At 68.3% G+C, this 23,176-nt stretch carries 23 protein-coding genes, 1 tRNA gene and 1 other RNA gene; 10 read left to right on the forward strand and 15 right to left on the reverse strand.

Going from position 1 to position 23,176, the window contains the following annotated elements:
- The 7 genes from IEX72_RS01415 to IEX72_RS01445 all read right to left on the reverse strand — a co-directional run bounded on the left by IEX72_RS01415 (nucleotide 1) and on the right by IEX72_RS01445 (nucleotide 7,303).
- On the reverse strand, nucleotides 1–2,730 hold the full coding sequence (locus tag IEX72_RS01415) for a heavy metal translocating P-type ATPase (protein WP_188785594.1): 2,730 nt from the start codon (nucleotides 2,728–2,730) through the stop codon (nucleotides 1–3).
- A 147-nt stretch (nucleotides 2,731–2,877) separates the two neighbouring features.
- Nucleotides 2,878–3,471 (reverse strand): AsnC family transcriptional regulator, encoded by a 594-nt coding sequence (locus IEX72_RS01420; RefSeq protein WP_188785595.1) that lies wholly within the window; start codon nucleotides 3,469–3,471, stop codon nucleotides 2,878–2,880.
- 117 nt (nucleotides 3,472–3,588) lie between these two features.
- The gene (locus IEX72_RS01425) at nucleotides 3,589–4,032 is read right to left on the reverse strand and encodes a type II toxin-antitoxin system VapC family toxin (protein WP_188785596.1); all 444 of its coding nucleotides are present in this window, start codon (nucleotides 4,030–4,032) and stop codon (nucleotides 3,589–3,591) included.
- Complete coding sequence (locus IEX72_RS15120; protein WP_229663696.1) at nucleotides 4,029–4,496, reverse strand: AbrB/MazE/SpoVT family DNA-binding domain-containing protein; 468 nt, start codon at nucleotides 4,494–4,496, stop codon at nucleotides 4,029–4,031. The genes IEX72_RS01425 and IEX72_RS15120 overlap by 4 nt, the downstream gene beginning before the upstream one ends.
- A gap of 163 nt (nucleotides 4,497–4,659) precedes the next feature.
- A complete protein-coding gene (locus IEX72_RS01435; RefSeq protein WP_188785597.1) occupies nucleotides 4,660–4,971 on the reverse strand; it encodes a DUF6360 family protein in 312 nt (103 codons plus the stop codon).
- 161 nt (nucleotides 4,972–5,132) lie between these two features.
- The gene (locus tag IEX72_RS01440) at nucleotides 5,133–6,881 is read right to left on the reverse strand and encodes a nitrite/sulfite reductase (protein WP_188785598.1); all 1,749 of its coding nucleotides are present in this window, start codon (nucleotides 6,879–6,881) and stop codon (nucleotides 5,133–5,135) included.
- Between the two features lie 68 nt (nucleotides 6,882–6,949).
- A complete protein-coding gene (locus IEX72_RS01445; protein ID WP_188785599.1) occupies nucleotides 6,950–7,303 on the reverse strand; it encodes a hypothetical protein in 354 nt (117 codons plus the stop codon).
- A 218-nt stretch (nucleotides 7,304–7,521) separates the two neighbouring features.
- Here IEX72_RS01445 and IEX72_RS01450 point away from each other — a divergent pair, with 218 nt between their 5' ends.
- The 4 genes from IEX72_RS01450 (at nucleotide 7,522) to IEX72_RS01465 (ending at nucleotide 8,740) form a co-directional block, all read left to right on the forward strand.
- A complete protein-coding gene (locus tag IEX72_RS01450; protein ID WP_188785600.1) occupies nucleotides 7,522–7,662 on the forward strand; it encodes a hypothetical protein in 141 nt (46 codons plus the stop codon).
- 8 nt (nucleotides 7,663–7,670) lie between these two features.
- Nucleotides 7,671–7,853 carry a hypothetical protein gene (locus IEX72_RS01455; protein ID WP_188785601.1) on the forward strand — a complete coding sequence of 61 codons (183 nt, stop codon included), beginning with the start codon at nucleotides 7,671–7,673 and terminating at the stop codon, nucleotides 7,851–7,853.
- Nucleotides 7,854–7,918: 65 nt separating this feature from the next.
- Complete coding sequence (locus tag IEX72_RS01460) at nucleotides 7,919–8,602, forward strand: DUF7119 family protein (protein ID WP_188785602.1); 684 nt, start codon at nucleotides 7,919–7,921, stop codon at nucleotides 8,600–8,602.
- A gap of 64 nt (nucleotides 8,603–8,666) precedes the next feature.
- Nucleotides 8,667–8,740: transfer RNA gene (locus IEX72_RS01465), tRNA-Lys, on the forward strand.
- Between the two features lie 94 nt (nucleotides 8,741–8,834).
- Here IEX72_RS01465 and IEX72_RS01470 read toward each other — a convergent pair.
- The 5 genes from IEX72_RS01470 to IEX72_RS01490 all read right to left on the reverse strand — a co-directional run bounded on the left by IEX72_RS01470 (nucleotide 8,835) and on the right by IEX72_RS01490 (nucleotide 14,460).
- The gene (locus IEX72_RS01470; protein ID WP_229663697.1) at nucleotides 8,835–9,785 is read right to left on the reverse strand and encodes a DMT family transporter; all 951 of its coding nucleotides are present in this window, start codon (nucleotides 9,783–9,785) and stop codon (nucleotides 8,835–8,837) included.
- A gap of 291 nt (nucleotides 9,786–10,076) precedes the next feature.
- A complete protein-coding gene (locus IEX72_RS01475) occupies nucleotides 10,077–10,493 on the reverse strand; it encodes a DUF4864 domain-containing protein (RefSeq protein ID WP_188785603.1) in 417 nt (138 codons plus the stop codon).
- A 237-nt stretch (nucleotides 10,494–10,730) separates the two neighbouring features.
- Complete coding sequence (locus IEX72_RS01480) at nucleotides 10,731–11,363, reverse strand: cupredoxin domain-containing protein (protein ID WP_188785604.1); 633 nt, start codon at nucleotides 11,361–11,363, stop codon at nucleotides 10,731–10,733.
- A gap of 115 nt (nucleotides 11,364–11,478) precedes the next feature.
- Complete coding sequence (locus tag IEX72_RS01485) at nucleotides 11,479–12,909, reverse strand: FAD-dependent oxidoreductase (RefSeq protein ID WP_188785605.1); 1,431 nt, start codon at nucleotides 12,907–12,909, stop codon at nucleotides 11,479–11,481.
- Between the two features lie 249 nt (nucleotides 12,910–13,158).
- Complete coding sequence (locus tag IEX72_RS01490; protein WP_188785606.1) at nucleotides 13,159–14,460, reverse strand: dihydroorotase; 1,302 nt, start codon at nucleotides 14,458–14,460, stop codon at nucleotides 13,159–13,161.
- Between the two features lie 125 nt (nucleotides 14,461–14,585).
- Here IEX72_RS01490 and IEX72_RS01495 point away from each other — a divergent pair, with 125 nt between their 5' ends.
- Nucleotides 14,586–15,578: a hypothetical protein gene (locus IEX72_RS01495; protein WP_394354586.1), complete on the forward strand. Its 993-nt coding sequence runs from the start codon at nucleotides 14,586–14,588 to the stop codon at nucleotides 15,576–15,578.
- 29 nt (nucleotides 15,579–15,607) lie between these two features.
- On the opposite strand, the gene IEX72_RS01500 is transcribed toward IEX72_RS01495, so the two are convergent.
- The gene (locus IEX72_RS01500) at nucleotides 15,608–16,189 is read right to left on the reverse strand and encodes a cysteine hydrolase family protein (RefSeq protein ID WP_188785607.1); all 582 of its coding nucleotides are present in this window, start codon (nucleotides 16,187–16,189) and stop codon (nucleotides 15,608–15,610) included.
- 95 nt (nucleotides 16,190–16,284) lie between these two features.
- Here IEX72_RS01500 and IEX72_RS01505 point away from each other — a divergent pair, with 95 nt between their 5' ends.
- A complete protein-coding gene (locus IEX72_RS01505) occupies nucleotides 16,285–17,739 on the forward strand; it encodes an Hvo_1808 family surface protein (RefSeq protein WP_188785608.1) in 1,455 nt (484 codons plus the stop codon).
- Nucleotides 17,740–17,873: 134 nt separating this feature from the next.
- Nucleotides 17,874–19,028, forward strand: a complete 1,155-nt coding sequence (locus tag IEX72_RS01510; protein WP_188785609.1) for a nicotinate phosphoribosyltransferase — start codon at nucleotides 17,874–17,876, stop codon at nucleotides 19,026–19,028.
- Nucleotides 19,029–19,085: 57 nt separating this feature from the next.
- Here the strand turns inward: IEX72_RS01510 and IEX72_RS01515 are convergent, their stop codons facing one another.
- A complete protein-coding gene (locus tag IEX72_RS01515) occupies nucleotides 19,086–19,688 on the reverse strand; it encodes a TIGR00296 family protein (protein ID WP_188785610.1) in 603 nt (200 codons plus the stop codon).
- 202 nt (nucleotides 19,689–19,890) lie between these two features.
- Between IEX72_RS01515 and rnpB the strand changes: the two genes are divergently transcribed.
- The 3 genes from rnpB to IEX72_RS01530 all read left to right on the forward strand — a co-directional run bounded on the left by rnpB (nucleotide 19,891) and on the right by IEX72_RS01530 (nucleotide 21,902).
- Nucleotides 19,891–20,308, forward strand: an RNA gene (gene rnpB, locus IEX72_RS01520) — RNase P RNA component.
- Nucleotides 20,309–20,391: 83 nt separating this feature from the next.
- The gene (locus IEX72_RS01525; RefSeq protein WP_188785611.1) at nucleotides 20,392–21,483 is read left to right on the forward strand and encodes a zinc metalloprotease; all 1,092 of its coding nucleotides are present in this window, start codon (nucleotides 20,392–20,394) and stop codon (nucleotides 21,481–21,483) included.
- Nucleotides 21,484–21,575: 92 nt separating this feature from the next.
- The gene (locus IEX72_RS01530) at nucleotides 21,576–21,902 is read left to right on the forward strand and encodes a hypothetical protein (protein ID WP_229663698.1); all 327 of its coding nucleotides are present in this window, start codon (nucleotides 21,576–21,578) and stop codon (nucleotides 21,900–21,902) included.
- Between the two features lie 23 nt (nucleotides 21,903–21,925).
- On the opposite strand, the gene IEX72_RS01535 is transcribed toward IEX72_RS01530, so the two are convergent.
- Nucleotides 21,926–23,161 (reverse strand): MBL fold metallo-hydrolase, encoded by a 1,236-nt coding sequence (locus tag IEX72_RS01535; protein ID WP_188785612.1) that lies wholly within the window; start codon nucleotides 23,159–23,161, stop codon nucleotides 21,926–21,928.
- Nucleotides 23,162–23,176 lie beyond the last annotated feature (15 nt).

Genomic DNA, 23,176 nt, shown 5'->3' on the forward strand with positions numbered 1-23,176 from the left:
CTACCGCCCGCGGAGGAGTTCCAGGATCCGGTAGTCGTGATCCGGTGAATACCGCCGGAACAGCAGGCTGTTGGTCAGCACCGACACCGACGACAGCGCCATAGCGCCCGCCGCGAGGATGGGCTGGAGCAGGCCGAGCGACGCCAGCGGGATCATCGCGGTGTTGTACCCCAGCGCCCAGAACAGGTTCTGTTTGATCTTCGAGAGGGTGCCCGCGGAAATCCGGATGGCCTTCGTCACGTCGCGGGGTGCATCGCGCATCAGCGTCACGTCGGCGGCCTCGATCGCGACGTCGGTCCCGGAGCCCAGCGCCGCACCGACGTGCGCCGCCGCCAAGGCGGGCGCGTCGTTGACGCCGTCGCCGACCATCATCGCATTCCGATCACCCTCCTGAAGCGACTCGACGACATCGGCCTTGTGGTCGGGGAGCACCTCCGCGCGGACGTTGTCGGGGGCGATCCCGACGTCTTCCGCGACCGCGCGAGCGGTCCGTCCGTTGTCGCCGGTGAGCAGGTGGACGTCCAGCCCCCGGTCGCGGAGCGCGGCCACCGCCTCGGCCGCGGTGGGTTTGACCGTGTCCGCGTCGGCGACGACACCGACGACCGCGCTCGGCGCGTCACCCGGTTCGGCGGCCGCCGGGACGCGGCCGACGAGCATTGCGGTCTTGCCCTCCGATTCGAGTCGCCGCATCTCGTCTTCAGCGGGTGCGGTGTCGATTCCGGCGTCCACGAGCAGTCGACGGTTCCCGACCAGCAGCCGCGCGCCGTCGACGGTCGCAGTCACTCCCTGTCCGGGGACGTTCTCGAAGTCGGTCGGCTCGGGCACGTCGATGCCGTGGGCTTCGGCGCCGTCGACGATGGCCTGCCCGAGCGGGTGCTCGCTGTTCCGCTCGGCCGCGGCCGCGAGTCGGAGCACCGCGGTCTCGGCAGGTGTAACCCCCGACTCCGGCGCGTCGTCTCCCGTCGGTGGCTCGGCCGAGGCGTCGGCGTCTCCCGTCGGTGCCTGCGGTCCGGCCGGCGCGCCCGCGCCCTTGAGTCGGCCGCCGTCGGGCGTCGGCTCGATCGCGACCACGTCGGTCAGCGACATCTCGCCTTGGGTGAGCGTCCCGGTCTTGTCGAAGACCACGCTGTCAACGTCGCGAACGCGCTCAAGGATGTCACCGCCTTTGAACACCACGCCGTTGTTCGCCCCAATCGAGGTCCCGACCATCGTGGCCGCGGGCGTGGCGAGTCCGAGCGCGCACGGACACGCGATCAGGACGGCGGACGCGAACACCAGAACCGAAAATTCGACGGCCGAGACCGTCCCGCCGGCCACGACCGGGCCGCCGACAATGACGCCCCACAGCGGGAGCGACTCGACGAACCCAGCGAGCGTTGCGGGCGCGAGCAGCCAGACGGCCGCCCACAGCAACGCGTTCGCGATCACCGCGGGCACGAAGTACGCCGAGATCCGGTCGGCGACGGTCTGGATCTCAGGCTGGCGGGATTGGGCCTCCCTCACGGTGCGGACGATCTGCTGGATCGCGGTGTCGGCGCCGACCTTCGTGGCCTCAACGGTCAGGACGCCGTTCTTGTTGAGCGTCGAGCCGACCACGTCGTCGCCCTCGGCTTTTGAAACCGGCACTGACTCGCCGGTCACCATCGACTCGTCGACCGCCGAGTCGCCGTCGACAACGACGCCGTCGGTCGGAATCTGTTCGCCCGGGCGGACCCACATCCGGTCGCCGACCTCAACCTCGTCGATCGGGACCTCGTGGGTCTCGCCCTCTCCGTCGACCAGCGTGGCGGTGTCGGCTTCCATCTCGAGTAAGGATCGCAGCGCTTCCGACGCCTGCCCCTTCGAGCGGGCTTCGAGGTAGTTGCCGAGCGTGATGAAGACGAGGATCAGGGCGGCGGTGTCGAAATACAGCCCCGCGCCCGGGAGAAGCCCCAGCAACGCGACCACCGAGTAGAGGTACGCCGTGGTCGATCCGAGCGCGATCAACACGTCCATGTTCGCGGTCCGGTTCCGGACCACGGCCGTGTAGCTGTTCTCGTAGAACCCCCGACCGAGCACGACCTGGACGGGCGTCGCCAGGGCGAACGCGACCCACCCGAACGGGAGCGCGGTCCCGGGGACCGTCTCCGGAACGACGCCGGGTGCGAACAGGTGAAGCACCAGCATCGCGACCAGCGGCGTCGAAAGCGCGGCCCCGAACAGTGTCAGCCGCTTCTGGCGTCTGATCTCGTCGTTCCGGGCGGCGTCACGCGCGTCGCTATCGCCCCCCGTGTTGTCGCCCCCGTCGTCGCCGTCGCCCCCGTTGTCGGACTCCCGAACCGGCGTGTACCCTGCCGCCTCGATCGCGTCGTAGAGATCCTCAATCGTGACCTCGCCAGGGACGTACTCGACGTGCGCTTCGTCGGTCGCGAAGTTCACGTCCGCGCGGACGACGCCTGGCGTTGACTCGAGCCGCGACTGGTTCGTCTCCGCGCAGTTGGCGCACGTCATGTCGGAGACACCGACCGTGGCGCGCTCGGAGACCGGGTCGTACCCCGCCGCCTCGACCGCGTCGTACACGGCCGACAGCGACGCGTGCTCGGAGTCGTACGTCACCGTCGCCTCGTCTGTCGCGACGTTTACCGACGCCTCTTCGACCCCGTCGAGCGCGTCGAGCGCGTCCTGCACCGTCTGAGAGCAGTTCGTGCAGGTCATCCCCCTGACGTCGAGGTGGATTGTTCGTCTACTCATGGGTGTATAGGGATACGCTCTCTTCCTTTAGGTCGGTTGTCCCTTTCGAAGCCGCCTTCGCCGGGGGTCAGAACGTTCGAAGCCGTCTTCGCTGGAGGTCAGAACGTTCGAATACAAAGTCCGCGGCCGGGAACGCTCCCGAGCGGTTCACTCCGCCCCGGCCTCGAACTCCTCGTAGCGCTCGCGGAACTGGGCCAGACACGACGGACAGCAGAAGTGGTACTGGTCGCCGCCGAGCCGCTCGTGTTCCCCCTCGCTGGTGACGGTGTTGCCACACTCCGCACACGACAGCGCGAACTCCGACCCGCCGAGCGACGGGGTCCACTCAACGCTGTCGACGATTCGCACCTCGTAGTCGTCGACCCGCGAGAGGTCCACCAGCCGGCCGAGCTGCTCGCGGACGGCGTCGGCGCGGAACCGCGCGTGGAACACGACATCGCCCTCGGCGGTCACGAAGACGTGTTCGACTGCCTCCACGCCCACGACGTCGGCGCGGACGTCGCCCACGGCGGCGGCGGGGAGGTCGAGCGTCACCAGGACGGGGACGCCGGCACGGAGTTGCGAGCGGTCGAGGTCGACGGTGAACCGTCGGATGACGCCGGACTCCCTGAGGCGTTCGATCCGGTCGGAGACCGCCGGCGGCGAGAGGTCGACCTCGTCGGCGATATCGCTGTAGGGGCGTCGCGCGTCCGCGACGAGGAGTTCGAGGATGCGGACGTCGGTCTCGTCGAGCGTGGGCATACGGGTCGTTCGGGACGCTCGGTGAAAATCCCTTCCGGCTTCGGTTTGGTTTCGAAGGTGAATATTCGATTCAGCCGAACAATATTAGCCCACAGGCACGTAGTCGAGGGCGCATACTCATACCGAGTCGTTCCGGATCCGACGGATGTCGATATCCACGGGCAAGTCGTCGAACTCCGGATCCGCCCCGACGACGAGTGTCGCCCCCTCGTTGAGCGCCAACGCAGCGGCGTACGAATCGCCGAGGGAGATGCCACCCGCGCCTTTGATTCGGGCGACGGTGTTCCAGGGCGGCGTCCCGATGGTTACCCCGTAGCCACGAAGAACCCGCAGATCTCCCTCACCAATTTCGAACTCGTCGTCTCCGGGTGAGATCCGGTTCGGCTCGCCCGTCTCGAGACGTGCGATCTTGGAGACGAGTTCCGTCGCGGTTGCGTGGGAGACCGCTCCCGTCGCGTCGTCGCGTTCGATCGACTGAAGCCGTTCGGTTACGTCCGAGGCGCCGGGTTCGTCATAAAAATAGGCGACAAGGGGCTCCGTGTCGAAGACGTACTCTGTCATCGGCCCCGGTCGAGGCGTTCGTTCCGCTCACGTTCGAGCCGTTTGTCCTTCTCGTTCATCCCCCGGAGGCGGTCCAACACCTCACCCCGCTCGTAGCGACCGGCGTGGACACCCTGCATCTCCTCGACCGATGGGAGCGGTTCGACCACGATCTTTCCCCCTTCCTCGCGGTCCTCGACCGAGGGGAGCGGTTCGACCACGATCTTTCCCCCTTCCTCGCGGTCCTCGACCGAGGGGAGCGGTTCGACCACGATCTTTCCCCCTTCCTCGCGGTCCTCGACCGATGGGAGCGGTTCGACCACGATCTTTCCCCCTTCCTCGCGGTCCTCGACCGATGGGAGCGGTTCGACCACGATCTTTCCCCCTTCCTCGCGGATGAGCACCTTTCCCGGCGTTTCGATCCCGAACCGTTCGCGGAGATCCTTTGGAATCGTCGCCTGTCCCTTCCTGGATACGCGGATCACGTCCCCATCCGAAGTACTACTCGACAGCTGTGTGTTACAGTGTGACTCGGTATCCCTAAAATAGTGCCGTAGTACGCTCGGCTAACGGACTACTCCGTTTCCGCGCTCCACACTGTGAACGCTGTTCATCCGTCGAATCGGCCGTGTCAGTCGAACGCGACCCCTACGCGTCGCGGTCCGTGCTGCTGCCATCCGCTCCCTGCGCTGCGTCGACCGTGTCGGCGTGCGAGTGGAGCGCGTCACCGAGCGTCCGCGCCTCGTCGGCCGACAGTGTCACCTCGTCGGCGTGGGCAGGGAGTTCGTCGAGGTGACTGTTGTCGATCTCGAGTTGGAACTTCACGTGATCCGGGTTCTTCCGCGGGGAGGTGACGTTCAGCACCGCGGGGCCCGACTCCTCGAAGTCGTGGCCGCGGGCGGTGGCGTCGGCGAGATCCAGCGTCGTGTAGGCGTTCACCTTGAGTAGTCGGTTTGACATTGGTGATAGTGGCGCGTCGGGGGGCAAGTGGGTGTCGGCTCTCGATGGGGGACGAAGCCGGACTCCGAGGCCCGGCGGCGTCATACTGTCGGCTATAGTCGCGTGACGTATTTCGACACCCCGGGGTGTCGAAAATCTTCACGTAGTTATAGCCGACAGTATCAGTCGTCGGCGGGCGCGGGCGGGCTAGCGTCCAGCCCGTCGTCGGCGGCGTAGGGGTACCACGTCATCTTGGTGTTGTGCATCATCGGGTCCTCGTAGTCGGTCTCTTCGGGTTCGACGAGGTCACCGAGTTCCTCGTCGTCGTGGCGAGCAACGAACTCACGGAAGCCCTCGCCTTCGGCGCGTCGGTCGGCGAACCCCTCGATCAGGTTCGCGATCGCGCCGGGCACTTCGTCAACCGGGACGCGTTGAGTGACCCACCGCGCGAACTGTGGCTCGTCACCGAGTCCGCCGCCGAGCCCGACGTCGAGCGCCTCGACCGCCTCGCCGTTCTTCCGGGTCTTCATACCGCGGAGGCTCACGTCGGCGATCTGCGGCTGCGCACACGACGCCGTACACCCGGAGAGGTGGATGTGAAACTCGTCGACGTTTTCTGGGAGATCAACGTGCTGCTTCAGCCACCGGGCGTACCGGACCTGGCGGTTCTTGGTCTCGACGATCGAAAGCGAACAGAACTCGGTGCCGGTACACGCGACCGACCCGCGCATGAACGGCGAGGGGGCGGGCGAGTAGTGCTCGAGTAGCGGCTCCGCGAGGAAGTCGTCGAGTTCGGAGTCCGGCACGTCGGTCACGATGACATTCTGGCGCTGGGACAGCCGGACCTCGCCGGAGCCGTATTCCTCGGCAAGGTCGGCGAGTTCGAGCACGTCGTCGGCGCCCATCCGGCCGACCAGGACGTTCAGCCCGACGAAGTTTGTGCCGTCCTTCTGGTCGTGGACGCCCACGAGATCGTTGCGCTCGCCACCGCCGGTGTTGTAGGTGTACTCGTCGCGAACATCCCGGCCCGCAGTGTGGAGCTCGAAGTCGACGTACTCGTCTTGGAGGGTCTCGCGGACCGCGTCGGCGCCCCATTCGTCGACGAGGAACTTGATCCGGGCGTTGTACCGGTCCTCGCGGTCGCCGTTGTCGCGGAACAGCGCCGAGAGCCCACCGGCGACCTCGGCGACGTTGTCGGGGTGAACCCACACGTCGATGTCGCGTGCGAGCCGGGGTTCGTTCCGCGAGAGCCCGCCGCCGACGCGGACGTTGAACCCGACGACGTCGTCTCCGTCGATCTGCTTGTACGCGGGCTCGAACGCGAGGTCGTTGATGTCACCCTGGCCGGAGCCGTCCGCCGAGCCGGTGACCGAAACCTTCCACTTCCGGGGGAGATTCGAGTGGTCGTCGTTGCCCTTGAACTCCTCGTTCAAGCTTCGGATGACCGGCCAGGCGTCGATGACTTCTTGCCCATCTTTGCCGGCGACGGGGTTGCCAACGATGTTCCGCCAGGAGTCGCCGCAGGCCTGCTGGGTCGAGAGCCCGTTTGCCTCCAGTTTCTCGAAGATGTCGGGCACGTCGGAGAGCTCGATCCAGTGGAGCTGGATCGACTGCCGCGTGGTGAAGTCGGCGTACGACTCGCCGAAGATGGGGTTGGCGCCGGGGCCGCGGGCGTACTCGTCGGCAATCTCGCCGACGGCCCGGAGCTGTCCGGGTTCGAGCACGCCGTTCGGCGTCCCGATCCGCATCATGAAGTACCCCTCCTGGCCGTTCCGCTGGTGGTACAGCCCCCACCATTTGAACCGCTCGAACCACGCGTCGTGTTCGTCTTCCGGAATCGAGTCGTACCCCTGCTCGGCGAACTCGAAGAGGTGCTCGCGGATCTCGTTGCCGTAGACCTCGGACTTCCAGTTTTCCACGTCGGATGGCATCGGTACCGTGTCCACGCCCCCCGTTTGGAAAGAAGGTGGTATGGCGTCAACCCTGCCCGCTGCTCCAGTTAACCGGATGTTGTTTCCGGTTCGCCGGCGGCCGGCTCGTCGGGGGCGTTCGGGCGCACGCTGAGGACGCCGTCGCGGTCGACAGCAGCGAACTCCCCATTAAGTATCCGACCGACAGGCACCCACTCGACCGTCGATTTCGTGCCGCAGACGATGCACTGGCCGTAGACGCGCGCCGTGACCGTCCGGCCGTCTACCCCCACGTTCAGGAAGTTCTCGACCACCAGATCCGCGATGTCGCACTCACAAAACCCCGGCGCGTCGAGCCGCCAGAGCTCGCTCACGCTCACCCGGCGTGTATCGTCCACAGAGAGCCACGCGCCGTCGTCAAGCACGCGGAGTCGGGTCGTCATATTCCCGGCTACGTGCCGGTCCCCCTCGGCTCTGACGGCGTCCACAAACCGCGACGGCGTCCACGACACGCCGACGCGAACGAGTTCGGTCGCCGTGGTGCGGTTTCACCGGTTCGAGGCCGTCCCAGGTGGCGGATGTTCGTTCCGGTATCCGGGAGTAGGGGCCCGATTTACTCCGGAGGCGGCGCTTATACGAGACAAGGTCCAGTGGTGTTGTGATGACAGACCCGGCTTCGACGCACGACGCATTCACCGAGGACTCGGGCGGACAGCGGCAGCACGCCCCGGCGGACGTGGCGCCGGAACTGTACGGATCGACGGATGTTCAGGGGGAGCGCCCGACTGCGGAGCCGCGGTGACCACCAGGATGGACGCCGACCCGAACGACGACTCCGAGGCCGAGGAGTCGGCGGCCGACGACGCCGCGGACGCAGAGCCGGAGAGCGATGACGCCGAGTCAGACGAGTTCGCCCACCTCGACAGCCTCTCGGACGGCGCGGGGTGTGCGGAGGTCTGGGAGCACCTCTCCGAGACTCGCGACGGGGGATAGCTGCCGTGCCGAGGGTCCGTGGGCTGGGAGAGGTTTTTATTCGTCGCCCGGTTATCTGAATTCGAATGGCAGACGACGATGCCACCGACGATCCGGGGCGGTTCCCGGTGGATCGCGAACAACCCGTCGGTGAGCCCGTCGTTCGCGCGGACCCGGAAGTCACCGGGCAGCGCGCGGAGCGTGCTGTCGGGTTCAGCCCCGACGACCCCGAGAGCGTGGCCGAGGCCGCCGAGACGGTCCGGGCGTTCGCCGAGAACACCGTTGGGGGGCCGGACAACGTGTACATGCTCCGCGGGGCGGCCGCCTGCGCGGCGCTTGTTCGCGGTGTCGGGTCGTACAAGACGGCAGTCGAACGCGCCGGCGGCGACGTGTCGGTTTCGTTCGTCCGGAAGTGGGCACGCGTCCACGACCTCCCACAGGCGATCCGGCGGCACGTCGCCCGCGGCGACATCGCCCCGACGGCGGCGAAACACATCGCGCGGGTCTCCGGTGGTGACCGTTACGACTTGGCGTGGGCGGTGGTGGACGCCGACCTCACCGTGCGGCAGGTGCGCCGGATCGCTGGCGAGGTCGATGGCGATACGTCCGCGGCCGGCGCGCTCAGGGCACACGGGGTCGAACTGGGACACCCGAAGCTGTCGCTTCCACTCGACGTCTACCGGGAACTCCGTCGCCGGGCCTCGGTCGAGAACAGAACACCCGGCGACCTGGTCGGCGACGCGCTCGAGGTGTACTTCACCGACGAGTGACCGCCGCCCGCGACGGACACCGAGACTAAACGCTTATGCCCGCCGGCGAGTTACCGTTGTGTGTGGGCCGGTAGCTCAGTTCGGCAGAGCGTCTGGCTTTTAACCAGACGGTCGGGGGTTCAACTCCCTCCCGGCCCGTGAGAACCCGACGAACGAAGCGAGCGCGACCGTCTCGCGTCGGGACAACTCCCGCCTGGCCTGTCGGTCAACGACCGGAAGTCCCCACAGCCGGTCAGTCGTCGCACGGAAACGGCGACTCGGCCGCGCCCGCCGGATCCGTCTCGTGTCGGCGACGTCCGTAACACCGGATCCGGCAGATCTCACGGCGGAGAGCCCCGCGCTCGATCAGCGCGAACCCCGCGACCACGACGGCAAACCCGGCGATCGTCACCGGAGACACCCCCGTTCCGAACAGCAGCCACCCGAATACGGCGGCGACGATCGGGACCACGTACGCCACGAGGTTCGTCCGGACCGGACCGATCCGGTCAATGAGGTCGAACCGGATCGCGTACGCGACCGCGGTCGACGGGACCCCAACCACGAGCAGACTCGCGACCGTCGGGAGGCCAACGCCGACGACGGCGGTCGGCGGTTCCCCGACGAGAGCACTCGCCGCGTGGAGAACGGTCGCACCGACGGCTGCCGCCCACGCAGTCAACGGGAGACTCCCCATCTTCGGTTGGACCCGCTTGAGCAGTACGCTCCCGATGGCGACGGCGGCCGCCGCTCCGAGGACGAACCCCTGGCCGACGGTCCCGGCGCTCGTGAGCGTGGCCGGCGACGGTTGGAGGATGACGATAACACCGGTCAGCGCGACTCCGATGCCGAGCACGCCGGCGGCAGACAGCCGATCGCCGAGGAGCCACCACGCGATGATCGGCGCCAACACCGGGTTCAGCCCGTACATCATCGACGCCATAGCCGGCGTGGTCGACCCTTGACCCACGAACAGCAGGGCGTTGTTCAGCGCGATCAGGAACACGCCGGCGACCCCGACCCCCAGCAGATCCCCCCGCGTCCGCGGTAGCCACGTCGACCGGGGCCGCGTAGCGAGGACGTAGCCCCCGAGCACGACGGCGGCGATGTCGAACCGAAGGCTCGCGAAGAGCAGCGGCGGGAGCTCTCGGAGCCCCGTCTCGATCGCGACGAACGAACACCCGAACAGTACGGCAGCCAACACGAACAGCGCCGCGTTCCGATACCGCGACAGCGACGGATATTGTTCGAAATGTGTTCGTATTTGTATACTTTTACTCAGCGGAACCACCGGCTCGATACCGTTTCGATCATACTTCGGTTTACGGGCTACAGAGGGAAGAATACCCCGGTATAACCAGTGTCACGGGTCACTCAACCACGGTGTACGCTCCCGGTTCGGTGCGGATTTTTATTGAATATAACAATTAACTATTTATCGAGAGGTATCCGGGGCGCCCGGCTTCAGTGTTCACGAAATATCAGTTTGTGTGTACTACTCGACGGGGCGCGTGGCGAGGACTCGGTCAGTCAACCAGCAGCCCTCAAAACGGCCACGCTGCTGTTTCGAGAGGCCGAACTCGTAGGTCATCGTTCGACCACGTGGACCAGTCAGCGTCACCGGCTGTGTCGCCCGGCGGTCGGTCCGTTCCAGCGACCCCGTGGTGGCTTCGATGTGATCGATCATCGGTGCGTACGTCCGACCCTCCACCATCGCGACGAACCGCGAGAGCGGGCCTGTCGCCCGGCGGTTGGCCGGGGAAGCAAAGTTGTACGCCGTCTTGATGCCGGCGTTGTGTATCGGGTCGTCGTTGTCAGCTAGTCCGGCCAGCTGAATCTCAACGACCCGCTCCGGTCCGTCCGATGGGTCCGGTGTCGATACCGTCTCAATGGGATAATCCGCGTCATTCATCGGCTCTGAAGCTCCATACTGGGACAGTACGCACCCGACTGGTGTGAACCTGCTCCCGACCGGAGCCAGCGACTCCGGTTGTGGTGCGACGTCACCCCTGAGGTGTCGTGACGGCGCTCCTCGCTCGTCTCACGGTCCGCTGATCGAGGTGGTAACGCCCGTGCCGTGTCGGAATCGGATCGAGCGCGGTCGTGACGCGGTGGTCCGACCCGGGCGGTTCGTCTGCCAACCCGGCGGTCACCCCGTCGTTGCGTCGCCACGCATCGAGGGGTGGACCGTACAGATGTAGTAGTCCAGTCCGGCGGCAAGGTCAGCGGTCATCGTGAACGCGAGCGTGTCGCCGTCGTCGCGCCAATCGACGGCGTCGCTGTCCTCAAACTCGCCGTCGGCGGACTGTGAGAGCAGCGGTGTGTCGTCAGACCGTCGTAACGCGAAGGGGTGTGCGCTCCGGGCGTCGTTGTCGATCACGTACTGGGTGCCGACCTCGAAGGTCATCGTCGGGTTCCGCTTGTCGGTGGGTGCGACCGACTCACTCTCGTCGTTGACGACGACCCAGGCACTGATCCCCTCGCTGTCGATTCGTAGGGTGACCTCGTCGGGCGGGGCCGCAGTGGGGGTTGGAGTGGCCGTAGGCGTTGCAGTCGGTGTGGCTGTCTCAGTTGTGGTGGGTGCTGCGGTCGGTGTGGCTGTCTCGGTTGTGGTGGGTGCTGCGGTCGGTGTGGCTGTCTCGGTTGTGGTGGGTGTCTCAGTCGGCGGCGGGGTGTTGCTGCCGGCGTCCGTGGTTGTCGACTGATCGTCCGCTGAACAGCCAGCGAGACCCGCCAGTGCCGCCACGGCCGCGTAGAGTATAGTGCGCCGGGTTCGTTCCATCAACTACTCCAGCTCCGGCGTTCGGGTACAGTTTGAGTGTGCGCCCACACCGTATGATAGGGGTTCGGAAGCAATAATTGTCGCGGCCGGAGGGGCGCGGACGCCCCCAGACGTGTTACTCCAGCGACCCGTTCAGGACTTTCGCGGCGACCAACACCGGGTCCCACACCGGGCTGAACGGCGGGGCGTACCCGAGGTCCTGGCGTTCCAGTTCGGCGACTGTCATTTCCCCGCCGAGCGCGGTCGCAACCGTGTCGATCCGGACTGCCGCCCGATCCGTGCCCACGATGCTCCCCCCGAGGAGCCGCCCGGAATCGCGGTCGGCGGTCAGCGTGACCGTCGTCTCCGCCGCGCCGGGGTAGTAGCCCGACCGCGACCCCGCGGTGATCGTCTCCGAGACCGGATCGAACCCCGCCCCCCGGGCGCGGTCGTGATCGAGCAGCCCGGTTCGGCCGCACTCCAGGTCGAACACCTTCACCATCGCAGTACCGGAGACACGTCCGACCGGCTCCGGGTCGCCGCCGACCGTCGAACCGATGGCCCGGCCGGCGCGGTTTGCCGGAAGTCCGAGCGGGTTCCAAGTCGGGTCGCCGGTGACGGTGTGGGGCATCTCGGCGACATCACCCGCGGCGTAGACATCCTCGAGGGATGTCCGGCCGTGCTCGTCGGTGGCGACCGCCCCCGACTCGCCGATCGCCACCGGCGTATCCGCCAGGAAGCCGGTGTTCGGGCGGATCCCGATCCCGACCAAGACGGCGTCGACCCGCAGTTCCGTGCCGCCGGCACAGACGACGCGGTCGACGCGGCCGCCAGCGCCATCGAGTCGACGCACTTCCTCGCCGAGGTGGAGCGCCACCGCCGACTCTCGGAGGTGGTCGGTGACCGCGTCGCCGACCGCGTCGCCGAACCCGGGAACCGGACGGTCCGAGCGTTGGAACAGATGAACGTCAAGGTCCCACGCGGCGAACGCCTCGGCCATCTCGACGCCGACGTACCCCGCGCCGACAATCGCAACAGTCCCAGGGGGGTCCATCCCGCCGTAGCGGGCCGCGGTCGCCTCGTCAAGGGCGTCGCCGCCGCCCAGATCGGCCACGTCGAACGCTTCAGGAGGAGTCAGATACGACCGGATGTCGGCCGCGTGGTCCAACCCGTGAAGCGTGAACACACCGTCAAGCGTCGATCCCTCGATCGGCTCCGAGACGGCACGCGCGCCGGTCGCAACCAACAGATCGCCGTACGGTTGTTCGGTCGTCTCCCCGTCGTGAGCGACGGTGACGGTCCGGGCGTCGGTGTCGACGGCGACGACCTCGTGGCCGCGCCGGAGGTCGATCCCCCGGTCAGCCGCCTCCTCGGGCGACAGTGACAGGAGATCGGTGAGATGCTCGATCTCGCCCTTCACGAAGTACGGCGTGCCGCAGTGGGCGTACGAGACCCACGAGCCCTTCTCGAAGACGATCACGTCGCGGTCGGGGTCGGTTCGGAGACATTTACTCGCGGCCGAGAGGCCGGCGGCGTCCCCCCCGACGACCACGAATGGGTCGGACATAAGCATGTGTGCGCCCGCTGTGGGTAGATAGCTTTCGACGATGTGGGCTGTGGATACACGAGCGGGGACAGCGCGACGGACGCCATCACGGGGGTTTATAACCGAAACCGGGACCACGCCCCGTGTGCGCTGAGGAGCACCCCGCGCCGGGCAGCGATTGTCCGGCACGTCGGCGCGGGGACACCGGTGTGCCGGCTGTTCGCCCCTAACCGGGTCGTGGCCGACTGCACCACCGCGCCGCCATCCCGCTCAGTCCCGGACGTTCTCCCCGACCGCGTCGCCGACGAACTCGCCGTCCTCGTAGACGACCGTCCCCCCGACCATCGTCAGCGACGGGAAGACGCCGGACATCCCCTCGAACGGCGTCCACCCGCAGTTCGAGTGGAGGTCGCCACCGCGGATCTCCCGACTCCGCTCCGGATTCGCGAGCACGAGGTCGGCGTCGTTCCCCGTCTCGATCCGCCCTTTCGTCGGGAGGTCGAACACGCTTGCGACGTTCGCGGCCGTGACGTCCCGGACGCGCTCGTACGAGATCTCCCCCCGCCGAGCGCGTTCGAGCAGGAGCGGCAGCATCGTCTCCACGCCGGGGACGCCGCTCGGTGCGTCCCAGAGGTCGGTCGCTTTTTCTTCGGCCGTGTGCGGCGCGTGATCTGTGGCCACGATGTCGATCGTTCCCTCGACAAGTCGGTCCCACAGCGCCTCACGCCGGGGTTCGCTCCGGAGCGGCGGGTTCATCCGACCGTAGGTGCCCAACTCCGTCGCGTCCCTGTGGGAGAGAAACAGGTGGTGCGGTGTCGCCTCGCAGGTCGCTCCACCCGCGGCCGCGGCGTCAACGCCCTCGGGCGTGCTGGTGTGGGCGATGTGGATCGTCGCCCCAGCCGCCGCGCCGATCTCGACTGCTCGCTCTACGGCCGCGGCCTCAGCCTCGGCGGGCCGGTACTGGCTCCAGTAGGCGGCGTCGGCGTCGCGACCGGCACCCCCCGCGTCGTGGTCGCGGGCGGTCTCGTCGAATCGGGTCGCGTCCTCGGCGTGAACGGTCACCGTCACGCCGGCGGCGGCGGCGCGGTCGACCGCCGCCGCAAACCGGTCGGTGTTGATCCCCATTCCGCCGGTCGAGTCCGCGAGGAACACCTCCCCGAGCGCGAACAGCGGCCGGTCGAACAGGGAGTCCGGGTCCCACTCGCCGGTGACGCCGCCGCTGATCCCGTAGTCGACGTAGGAGGCGGTCGCCAGCTCGGCTTTCCGATCGAACGCCTCGCCCGTGACCGTCGGCGGTGTGGTGTTCGGTTGGTCGACGACAGTCGTGACTCCCCCAGCCGCGGCGCTCCGCGAGCCGGTCATCCAAGTCTCTTTGTGTGCGTCACCGGGTTCCCGGAAGTGGACGTGCGCGTCGATCGCCCCCGGCAGCAGCAGCCGGCCGTCCGCGTCGACGACACGGTCCGCCGGGTCGGGGTCGACGACGTCGGCGACCGCGACGATCGTCCCCGAGTCGGTCCGGACGTCGCGGCGGCGGCCGTCGGCGAGCCGCGCGTCACCGAAGAGTGTCGACATATCTTGGGGTCGCCACGGGTCGACCTAAACGCGGCGGTTCGGGTCGGAGTGAGACGCCCGTCACCGACGGGCCGACGCCTCTAAGCGGCCCGGGTTCGCGGTGTCGGTATGGTCGGTGATCGGGTGTGACGCCGCACGACGGGGATCCGGGCGGGCACGAGTCGCGGAGCACGACAGCCCGAGCCGAGCGTACGGTCCGACTCCCGACGTCGGTGATCAGGCAGTACCGCCGGTTCTCGCTGTATAACTCGCCGTACCCCGCACACGACCGCGGGTGTGCGATCGACCTCTACCCGTCTGGAAACCGGGGGATTTCGCCCGTCGCCGGCGAGGTCATACGGGCACGGACCGTGCGCGCGCCGCCGAAACCCTACGCGGCCGACGAGGAGTTCCTGATCTTGGTCGACGTCGATCCCGACCGGACGGGGCTCGAAGCGGAGTGGCCGGACACCGAAGGAATCGTTGCACGGATGTTGCACGTTCGACCGCACGTTTCCCCGGGGGACACCGTCGCCGTCGGCGACGACCTCGGGCCGATGGTGCGGTCGGGCTTTTTCGCCCCGTGGGTCGGGAACCACGTCCACCTGGGGTTCCGGCGGCCGGACCAGAATCTCCTCCGTGCGGGCGGGTCGCTCCCGCTCACGGCGGGCGTCGATGTCGAACCGCTGGCGTGGGACGGTGTCGGGACCGTCACCGAAACCGGTGACACGTACGCGGTCCTCGATGCCCCGACGCACCCGGCACCGGGCGAGCGATTCGCGGGTATCGCCGGACGGTTCGAGGCGGAGGACGGGACGAGCATAGTCTTCGACGGCGGACTCGCACACTACGCCGGCGGCGGGCTGCCGGGGCGAGCGGTCACACCGGAGTCCGACCAGTCCGGCGCCGGGCCCGTCACCTTCCTCGGCCACCACGTCGGCGACGCCACCGGCCGCAACGTGGCGTGGCGCGATATCGACGTGCTCGCGAACGGTGAACGGATAACCGGGATGTCGCTCTTTACCGCGCTCGATCCGGAGTTCGGCGCGAAACTCGTCTGTCCCGACCGTAGGTTCGCCGTCGGCGACGAAGTCAGGGTAACCGTCCGCGACAGCGACGATCCGATTCGGTTGGGCTGACGGCGTCGACTCCGAAACCCGAACGGTCCCTACTCGAACGCGAGCTCCTCACGCGTCGTGACCTCGCCGAACAGCCACTCGGCGTGGTCTAAAGCGTACTCCCGGTGGTCGGGTTCGATCGCGCCGATCGCGTCCTCGACGAGCACCGGTCGGTAGTCACGGAGTCCGGCACTGCCGGCGGTGTGGAGGACACAGACGTTCGCGAGCGTCCCGCAGATCACCAGCTCGTCGACACCACGCGCCGACAGCCACCCGTCGAGTTCGGTCTCGTAGAACGCGTCGTAGGTGTGCTTCTCGACGACGTGATCCGACGGTTCGACAGCGAGGTCGTCGACGATCTCGGCCTCCCACGACCCTTCGACAACGTGCTCGCCCCAGCGGTCGAACTCGTCGTAGTAGTGGGCGTCGTCGAACTGCTCCGGCGGGTGGACGTCGCGGGTGAAGACGACCTGTGCCCCCGCCGCCCGCGCCCGCTTGAGGAGTGCGGCCACGTCGTCGGCAGCCGCCTGGCTGCCCGGGGCGTAGAGGCTGCCGTCCGGGTGGCAGAAGCCGTTCTGCATGTCGACGACGACCACTGCAGTTCGGTCTGGATCGAGCGGGTCAGGACTCATAACCGACGGTCGGACTCGGATCGACAAGTGAGTTCTCCTCGTGGCTCCGACCGGCGGCGGAAAGCTACTTGCCCGTGTGGCCCGTCACTCTGACAATGACGCAGCGACGCGGACTCGTCGCCGTCGCCGTGGCCGCCCTCCTCGTTGTCGCCGGATGTAGCGCCCCTGCGATAGAGCCGCCGACGGCATCGGCGCCGAGCAGCGGCGGCGAAGCGGCCGCGATTCCGAACGGTGACTTCAACGACCCCGACACCGACGTCCTCGGGTGGGAGGATGGCTACTGGTACAACGAGTCGATCTCGGTTGAGCAGTCCGACGGCCTCTCCGACGAGGAACTCCGGACGTACGTCGCACGGGCAATGGCCCGCGTCGAGTACATCCGCGGAACGGAGTTCCGAAAGCGAGTGCCGGTCGAGGTCCTCTCGCGCGAGGAGTACCGCAACCGCTCCGGCGGCTCCGGCGGCTCCGGTGAGCGAAGCGGCTACCAGCGGTGGAACGACCAGGTGTGGGAGGCGCTGTTCGTCACCGGCGAATCCCAGGACAGCGGATCGGCGATCAGCGACACCAGGAGCGCCGCAGTCGCGGGCTTTTATGCGCCGGGTGACGACGAGATCAAGGTCATCACCGGTACCCCAGAATCGCCGACTATCAACAACGCCACGTTGATCCACGAACTCGTCCACGCGCTGCAGGACCAGCAGTACGACCTCTCGAAGCCGAAATACGGCGGCGACACCCAGGACGAGCAGCTCGCGGTCGACGGGCTGGTCGAGGGTGACGCGAACTACGTTGAGCGGCGTTACGCCCAACAGTGCGGCGCGGCGTGGGACTGTGTGGCGACGCCCGAGAGCGCGGGCGGCGGCGGTGGCGGCGGCGGCGGCCCCAACCTGGGGATCCTCTTGACCATCTTCCAGCCGTACTCCGACGGGCCCGTCTACATCAGCGACCTCGTCGACCGCGGTGGGTGGGAGACCGTCGACGAGGAGTTCGAGACGCCGCCGGCGTCGACCGAGCAGGTCATCCACCGCACCGACGACGACCCCGTTCCGATCGAGTACCGCGACCGCGCCGAAAACGGGTGGGAGACGTTTCCCGAGCAGGGAGAGGGCGGCTCCGACACCGTCGGCGAGGCGTCGATGTACGTGATGTTCTGGTACCAAGCCCGAACCACCGGCGCCGACACCATCGACCCACGGTCGCTGAGCGACACCGAGGGGCCGTACGACACCTACAACTACGACGCCGAACCCTCCGCAGGGTGGGGTAACGACCGGCTGTACCCCTACCAGCAGGGCAGCGGGTCGAACGCGGAGTACGGCTACGTGTGGGTGACCGAGTGGGACACCGAGGCGGACGCCCGCGAGTTCCGCCGGGCCTACCGCGCGATCCTCGACACCCAAGACGCCGAACAGCGGGCCGAGAACACCTACGTGATCCCCACCGGCGAGTTCGCGGACGCCTTCAGAGTCACCCGGTCGGGAACGCGGGTGACGATCGTGAACGGTCCGACAGCCGGCGACCTCGACGACATCCGGCCGCGGCGGTCCTGATCGCCCAGGCCGCGGCGACGACGCTGTCGGCCCGTAACACCGGCGACACCAGGGCGCGCGGTTGAAGACGATTCGTTTTCGGATCTCTCCAGCGAACGAGTGCGTTTTTCAATCTACCCCGCGAACGCGGGCGTATGGAGTTCGATATCGTCGGTCCCGACGCCATCCGCGAGGGGGCGGCGACCGACGCCTACTTCGACCGGACGGAGACGACGCTCCGTCACGCGGGGCGGAACCCCAGGGTGGTCGCGGAGGTGACCGCCGACCAGTTCCCCGACGGGAGCCACGAGTTGCTGTCGGGAGTCCGCGACGCCGCGGCGTTGCTTTCCGACCGGGACATCGCTGTCGACGCGATTCCCCCGGGACGGCTGTTCGACGGCGGCCCCGTGCTGCGGATCGAGGGCGACTACCTCGAGTTCGCCCGGCTCGAAACGTCGCTTCTGGGGTTTCTCTCTCACGCCTCCGGCATCGCGACCGCCGCGCTCGACGTGCGGCGGGCGGCGCCCGACTCGCTGGTGCTGTCGTTCGGTGCCCGGCACGTCCACCCCTCGATCGCGGCGGTGGTGGAACGCGGCGCGCTCGTCGCTGGGCTCGACGGCTTCTCCCACATGGCCGGCGGTGAAGTCCTCGGTCGCGAGGCCGGCGGGACGATGCCCCACGCCCTGGTGCTCTGTTTCGGCCGCGGTAACCAGGAGGCGGCGTGGCGGGCGTTCGACGAGGCAGTCGGCGAAACGGTCCCGCGGGTGGCGCTGTGTGACACCTTCGACGACGAGGCCGACGAGGCGCGCCGGGCCGCGGCAGAACTCGGCGACCGTCTCGACAGCGTCCGGCTCGACACCACCGGCTCCCGGCGCGGCGACTTCCGGCACATCATCCGGGAGGTCCGGTGGACGCTCGACGCCCACGGCCGGGAGGACGTCGACATCTTCGTCTCGGGCGGGCTCGGACCGTCGGACCTTCGGGATCTCCGGGACGTCGCCGACGGGTTCGGGGTCGGTGGCTACGTCTCCAACGCCGACCCGATTGATTTCGCGCTCGATATCGTCGAGATCGATGGCGAGCCGATAGCAAAGCGCGGGAAACTCCCCGGCAGAAAGCAAGTCTACCGGACGCCCGACGGCGACCACCGCGTCGGGCTCGCAAGCGAGGCGGGCCCCGACAACGGCGAAGCGCTGCTCCGGCCGCTGCTTCGGGGCGGCGAGGTCGTCGACGGGTTCGACCTCGGGGTCGACGCGGCGGCCGAACGCGCCGCCCGCGACGCGGAGCTGTGCGGGTACGGAGTCGAGTAGGAACGGTGTCGGTACCGGTTGAGGCGTCGCGTGAGTCGGGGAGAAAGCGGGGTCGGGCTACAGCTCTTCGACGCTGCCGCCGTCGGCGCGCTCCCGGAAGACCTGGCCGTCAAACAGCGTGACAGTCGTGTCGTCGTCTTCCCACGCCAGCGGCGAGAGCCCGGCCTTCCGGGAGGCGTGGGTGAGAAACTGCTGTTCGTTCCACCCGTTTTCGATCGGGATCGTGGGGTAGAGCCACCCGTGGCTGCTGTCGGTGTCGATCACGACGCCGTGTTTCCCCAACTCGACGTCGTTGAGCGGGGCGTCGGTCTCGTCGTAGTCACAGACGACACAGACCGATACGGTGAGGTTCGAGAGCTCGGGCTGTTCGATCTCGGAGCCGCAGGAGTCGCCGGAGGCGGCCTGGATCGCGGCGTCGACGACGGCGTGGCCTAGCTGGTCGTTGCCGCGGTAGGCGCCGGCGCATCCGCGGAGGCGTCCGCGTCCGCGCGTGGATCGGATCCGGACGAACGCCCCGGTGCGGGCGTAGAAGGCGTCCCGCATACTGCCGGGCTGTTCGCGTTGGCCGTGTAACACGTACGATTCGACCGACTCGCGCGCTAGCTCGACCGCCCTCGCCCCATCGTTGTAAGTGAGACGAACGGTCTGGGCCTCGGACATACACGTAGTCAAACGCTCACACGACTTGAACGCTTCCCTTCCATTTCGGGGGGTAGACGGCCGTAACGATGGGTTCGGGACAAATACGGTCAGCCGGCGGTAGCGGTGGCGTACGTCGGGTACGGGCCACGCAATCGGCAGTAGGTGGCCGCGTCGGAGCGACGACCGAAGCCTTATCAACCTGTCTCACCACCACCGGACCGGCAGAGAGAGCTCGGCTCCCGTCGGTCCCCTCGGACCGATGAGGAAAGTCCCCCCACCGTCCGGACAGGCGACCCGGCGCAAGCCGGGAGTCGGAGACGGCTGGCTCTGGAACAGAAACGAAACCCCTCGGCCCGACCGATGAGGCGCGGGCGGCGACCGCCGCCCGGTGCGAGCGGGGTGACCCGAACGCACGCGACCCGACCCGTGAGGGAAGGAAGCGAACCCGTCGAGGGCCGCGCGGCCGCAACGCGGCCGCGGAATGCGACCGGGCGACTCGCCCGGTCGCCGACGGCCGAGAACGGATGGAACGGCGAATCCTCGCCGGTGCAAGGCCGCGCCGCAAAGGTAGTCCGGACAGGGCGCGGCTGCTCAGCCGAATGCCGAGCCGAACAGAAGGGGGCTTACTCCTCTCAGCCGCTCACGTCGCGAGCGGCAGCGCTGCCCGCCCGAGTCGGTCGGGGTCCGAACCTTCTTGTCCGTCTCCGACCTCCGGCCTCGTATGCCGAGCCGATCACCGCCGGCCGCCGCCGCGGTGGCGCTCGCCGCCCTAATCGTCCTCGCGGGGTGCGTCGGCCCCGCCTTCGACGCGCCGGAAACGGAGCCGGCACCCGGGACGACCGGCGGCGACGCACCGACCACCGAGCCGGGAACAACGGAGGCTGCGACGCCCGGAACGTCGACGCCGACGCCCACCGCAACCGGGGACCGGCAGAGCCCGTGGGGGTCGGAGCCGGTGGTCGTCGCGGTCGACGGTCCGTCGGGGACCGACCGGGAGTGGACGTCGCTGGTTCGCGAGGCCGCGGCGTTTTGGGCGGCCGAGTCCGAGCGGTTCGCGGGGTACGCCATCGACTACGAGGTCCGCCCCGACGCCGCCGAGCCGGACTTCGTGATCGAGTTCGTCGACGTCGTCCCCGAGTGTGACGGCGCGAGCGACGCCGCGGGGTGTGCGCCGCTCGTTACCGACAGCCGGCAGATCGACCGACCGGAGACGGTGTCGATCCGGACTGGGTTCTCCGACAGTTCCACGATAACCGTGATCAAGCACGAACTCGGCCACACCCTGGGACTCACGCACAACGACGCCCCGGCCGACGTGATGGGCAGCCGGATGGTACTCAACACCGAACCACTGCCGAACGCGACCGAACGCGATTTCGCGTGGGACGACCCCGACTTCGCCGTCTACGTCGACAGCGGGAGCGCGAGCGATCCCGAGGGGTTCCGCGAGCAAGTCCGGCGGGCGCTGGAGTACTACGAGGACGACCCGCCGGGGGTGCCCACGAACCTCACGTTCGCGCTCGTCGACGACCCTGACGACGCGGAGATCGTCGTACGACCGGTCGAAACCTCGCCGTGTGGGTCGGGAGCGGCCTCGTGTGGCGCCACCACGGGGTGGGATCCCGACGGCGACGGCGCGGTCGAGACCTACTCAACGTTCCGGATCTCGCTCGTCGACCTCGACACCGACGCGGTCGGGTGGCACGTCGGCTACTGGCTGGCGTTCGGGTTCGGTGCCGAACCCGACCATGAAAAGCCCCCGCCGTTCCGCGACGCCTCCTACGAGGAGCGCCGGAGCGCGTGGTGGGAGTAGCGGGTCGGCACCCGCACACACCCGCGTGGCGGTTTCGAGGCACCCGCACACGTCGCCGGCGGACTCTTGACCCTGGGCCGTCAAGGGCGGGTATGAACGGAACGAGTGATGGGGACACCACGCTTGAGACTGCTGCGTTCGGCGCCGACGACCTGACCGAGGCGCTGCGCGCCGAGTTCGACGGTGACGACGCCGAACACCGAGTTGTCGCAAGGCAGGCCCGGGACCTCGCCGACGCCGGGGTCGTAGCCGAAGACCGCGGGGAGCCGCTCACAGTCGCGGAGGTCGTCCGGAACCTCGCCGACGCTCCCGACGAGTCCGGCGTTGCAGACCGGTGGAACTGGTGGCTCGGCGCGTTGGACGCCGCGTACGGCGGCTACCGCGAGTTCGAGGTCCGCGCGGTCCCGCGCGAGGAGTAGCGGATCCGGGGTGGCCCCGCTCGCTACCCGACAGTGAGCGTCTCGCCAACGTCCGGCGCGGTCGCCGAGAACCCGTCGGCGTCGAGTTCGGCCGCGAACGCCACGCACCGGTCGCCGTGGTTCACGATGACCTCCGCGTCGGGATACGAGTCGAGAAACGACCGGAGCCCGTCGCGGTCGGCGTGCGCGGAGAAGTCGTACTGTTCGACCCGTGCAGCCACGGGCATCACCCGGCCGTCGATCTCGGCGCGGCCCGTCTCCAGGAGGCTCCGTCCCGGCGTGCCCTGGACCTGGTAGCCGGTCAGCGTGATCTTGTTCGTCGGGTTCGACCGTATCTCGGGGATGTAGGTCATCGCGGGGCCGCCGGAGAGCATCCCGCTCGTGGTGACGACCGCCGCCCGCTGGTCGGTGATCCGTCTGCGTTGGCCGTCGCGCCCGGTGACGAAGCGGGCGTGCGATATCGCCCGCCGGAGCGCATCGGCGTCGCGGACGAAGTCGGGATACTGCCGGAGCATCCGCGTGACCCGCTTGCCCATCCCGTCGACGTAACACGGGATGTCGTGGGCCGCACACACGAGCAACAGCTCCTGCGTCCGCCCGATCGCAAACGCCGGGACCACCACGGTGCCGCCCTCCCAGAGCGTCTCCTCGACGCTGCGGGCGAACCGGGCTTCGACTTCCGAGCGGGGGTCGTGGTCGACATCGGAGTAGGTGCTCTCACAGATCACCGCGTCGGCGTCGGGGTGGGCGGTTCTCCCCGAGACCAGCCGTTGGTTTGCAGTGTGGAAGTCGCCGGTGTAGAGCAGCCGGGTGTCGCCGTCGTCCACCAGCACGTGAGCGCTGCCGGGGATGTGGCCGGCGTTGTAGAACGTGACCTCGTGGCCGGCGGCGGTAAAGGACTCCCGGTAGCCGTGGGGCTCCGAGACCCCCCGCACCCGTCGAAGGTCGGTCTCGGTGAACGGGCACTGAAGGCTCCCCCCGTGGAGCTTCAGGGTATCCTCCGCGAGGGTGACCGCGAGCTCCCGGGTCGGCGGCGTCCAGTGGATCGGCGGCCGGGTCTCCCCCGACAGCAACGCGGGGACCGCGCCGGCGTGGTCAAGATGGCCGTGGCTCACCACCACGGCGTCGGGGTCGGGGTCGGCGACCGGGAACCGCGGGGGCGTCCCCGCGAGCATCCCGTAATCCAACAGGAGGGAGTCGTTGACGAGGATCGCGCTCCGGCCGACCTCGCGGGCGCCACCGAGGAACTGAACGTCCATCGTCCGTGGTACCGG

It is taken from the genome of Halobellus salinus (genome assembly GCF_014646875.1).
GTDB lineage: Archaea > Halobacteriota > Halobacteria > Halobacteriales > Haloferacaceae > Haloquadratum > Haloquadratum salinum.

Excerpts from the sequence above, each read along its gene's own strand:
- IEX72_RS01440 (WP_188785598.1), bottom strand. The coding sequence starts at position 6,881 with ATGCCATCCGACGTGGAAAACTGGAAGTCCGAGGTCTACGGCAACGAG.
- IEX72_RS01455 (WP_188785601.1), top strand. The coding sequence starts at position 7,671 with ATGGACGCCGACCCGAACGACGACTCCGAGGCCGAGGAGTCGGCGGCC.
- IEX72_RS01530 (WP_229663698.1), top strand. The coding sequence starts at position 21,576 with ATGAACGGAACGAGTGATGGGGACACCACGCTTGAGACTGCTGCGTTC.
- IEX72_RS01485 (WP_188785605.1), bottom strand. The coding sequence starts at position 12,909 with ATGTCCGACCCATTCGTGGTCGTCGGGGGGGACGCCGCCGGCCTCTCG.
- IEX72_RS01460 (WP_188785602.1), top strand. The coding sequence starts at position 7,919 with ATGGCAGACGACGATGCCACCGACGATCCGGGGCGGTTCCCGGTGGAT.
- IEX72_RS01475 (WP_188785603.1), bottom strand. The coding sequence starts at position 10,493 with ATGAATGACGCGGATTATCCCATTGAGACGGTATCGACACCGGACCCA.
- IEX72_RS01515 (WP_188785610.1), bottom strand. The coding sequence starts at position 19,688 with ATGTCCGAGGCCCAGACCGTTCGTCTCACTTACAACGATGGGGCGAGG.
- IEX72_RS01525 (WP_188785611.1), top strand. The coding sequence starts at position 20,392 with ATGCCGAGCCGATCACCGCCGGCCGCCGCCGCGGTGGCGCTCGCCGCC.
- IEX72_RS01435 (WP_188785597.1), bottom strand. The coding sequence starts at position 4,971 with ATGTCAAACCGACTACTCAAGGTGAACGCCTACACGACGCTGGATCTC.
- IEX72_RS01510 (WP_188785609.1), top strand. The coding sequence starts at position 17,874 with ATGGAGTTCGATATCGTCGGTCCCGACGCCATCCGCGAGGGGGCGGCG.
- IEX72_RS01490 (WP_188785606.1), bottom strand. The coding sequence starts at position 14,460 with ATGTCGACACTCTTCGGTGACGCGCGGCTCGCCGACGGCCGCCGCCGC.
- IEX72_RS01450 (WP_188785600.1), top strand. The coding sequence starts at position 7,522 with ATGACAGACCCGGCTTCGACGCACGACGCATTCACCGAGGACTCGGGC.
- IEX72_RS01420 (WP_188785595.1), bottom strand. The coding sequence starts at position 3,471 with ATGCCCACGCTCGACGAGACCGACGTCCGCATCCTCGAACTCCTCGTC.
- IEX72_RS01505 (WP_188785608.1), top strand. The coding sequence starts at position 16,285 with ATGACGCAGCGACGCGGACTCGTCGCCGTCGCCGTGGCCGCCCTCCTC.
- IEX72_RS01480 (WP_188785604.1), bottom strand. The coding sequence starts at position 11,363 with ATGGAACGAACCCGGCGCACTATACTCTACGCGGCCGTGGCGGCACTG.
- IEX72_RS01415 (WP_188785594.1), bottom strand. The coding sequence starts at position 2,730 with ATGAGTAGACGAACAATCCACCTCGACGTCAGGGGGATGACCTGCACG.
- IEX72_RS01445 (WP_188785599.1), bottom strand. The coding sequence starts at position 7,303 with ATGACGACCCGACTCCGCGTGCTTGACGACGGCGCGTGGCTCTCTGTG.
- IEX72_RS01535 (WP_188785612.1), bottom strand. The coding sequence starts at position 23,161 with ATGGACGTTCAGTTCCTCGGTGGCGCCCGCGAGGTCGGCCGGAGCGCG.
- IEX72_RS01500 (WP_188785607.1), bottom strand. The coding sequence starts at position 16,189 with ATGAGTCCTGACCCGCTCGATCCAGACCGAACTGCAGTGGTCGTCGTC.
- IEX72_RS01425 (WP_188785596.1), bottom strand. The coding sequence starts at position 4,032 with ATGACAGAGTACGTCTTCGACACGGAGCCCCTTGTCGCCTATTTTTAT.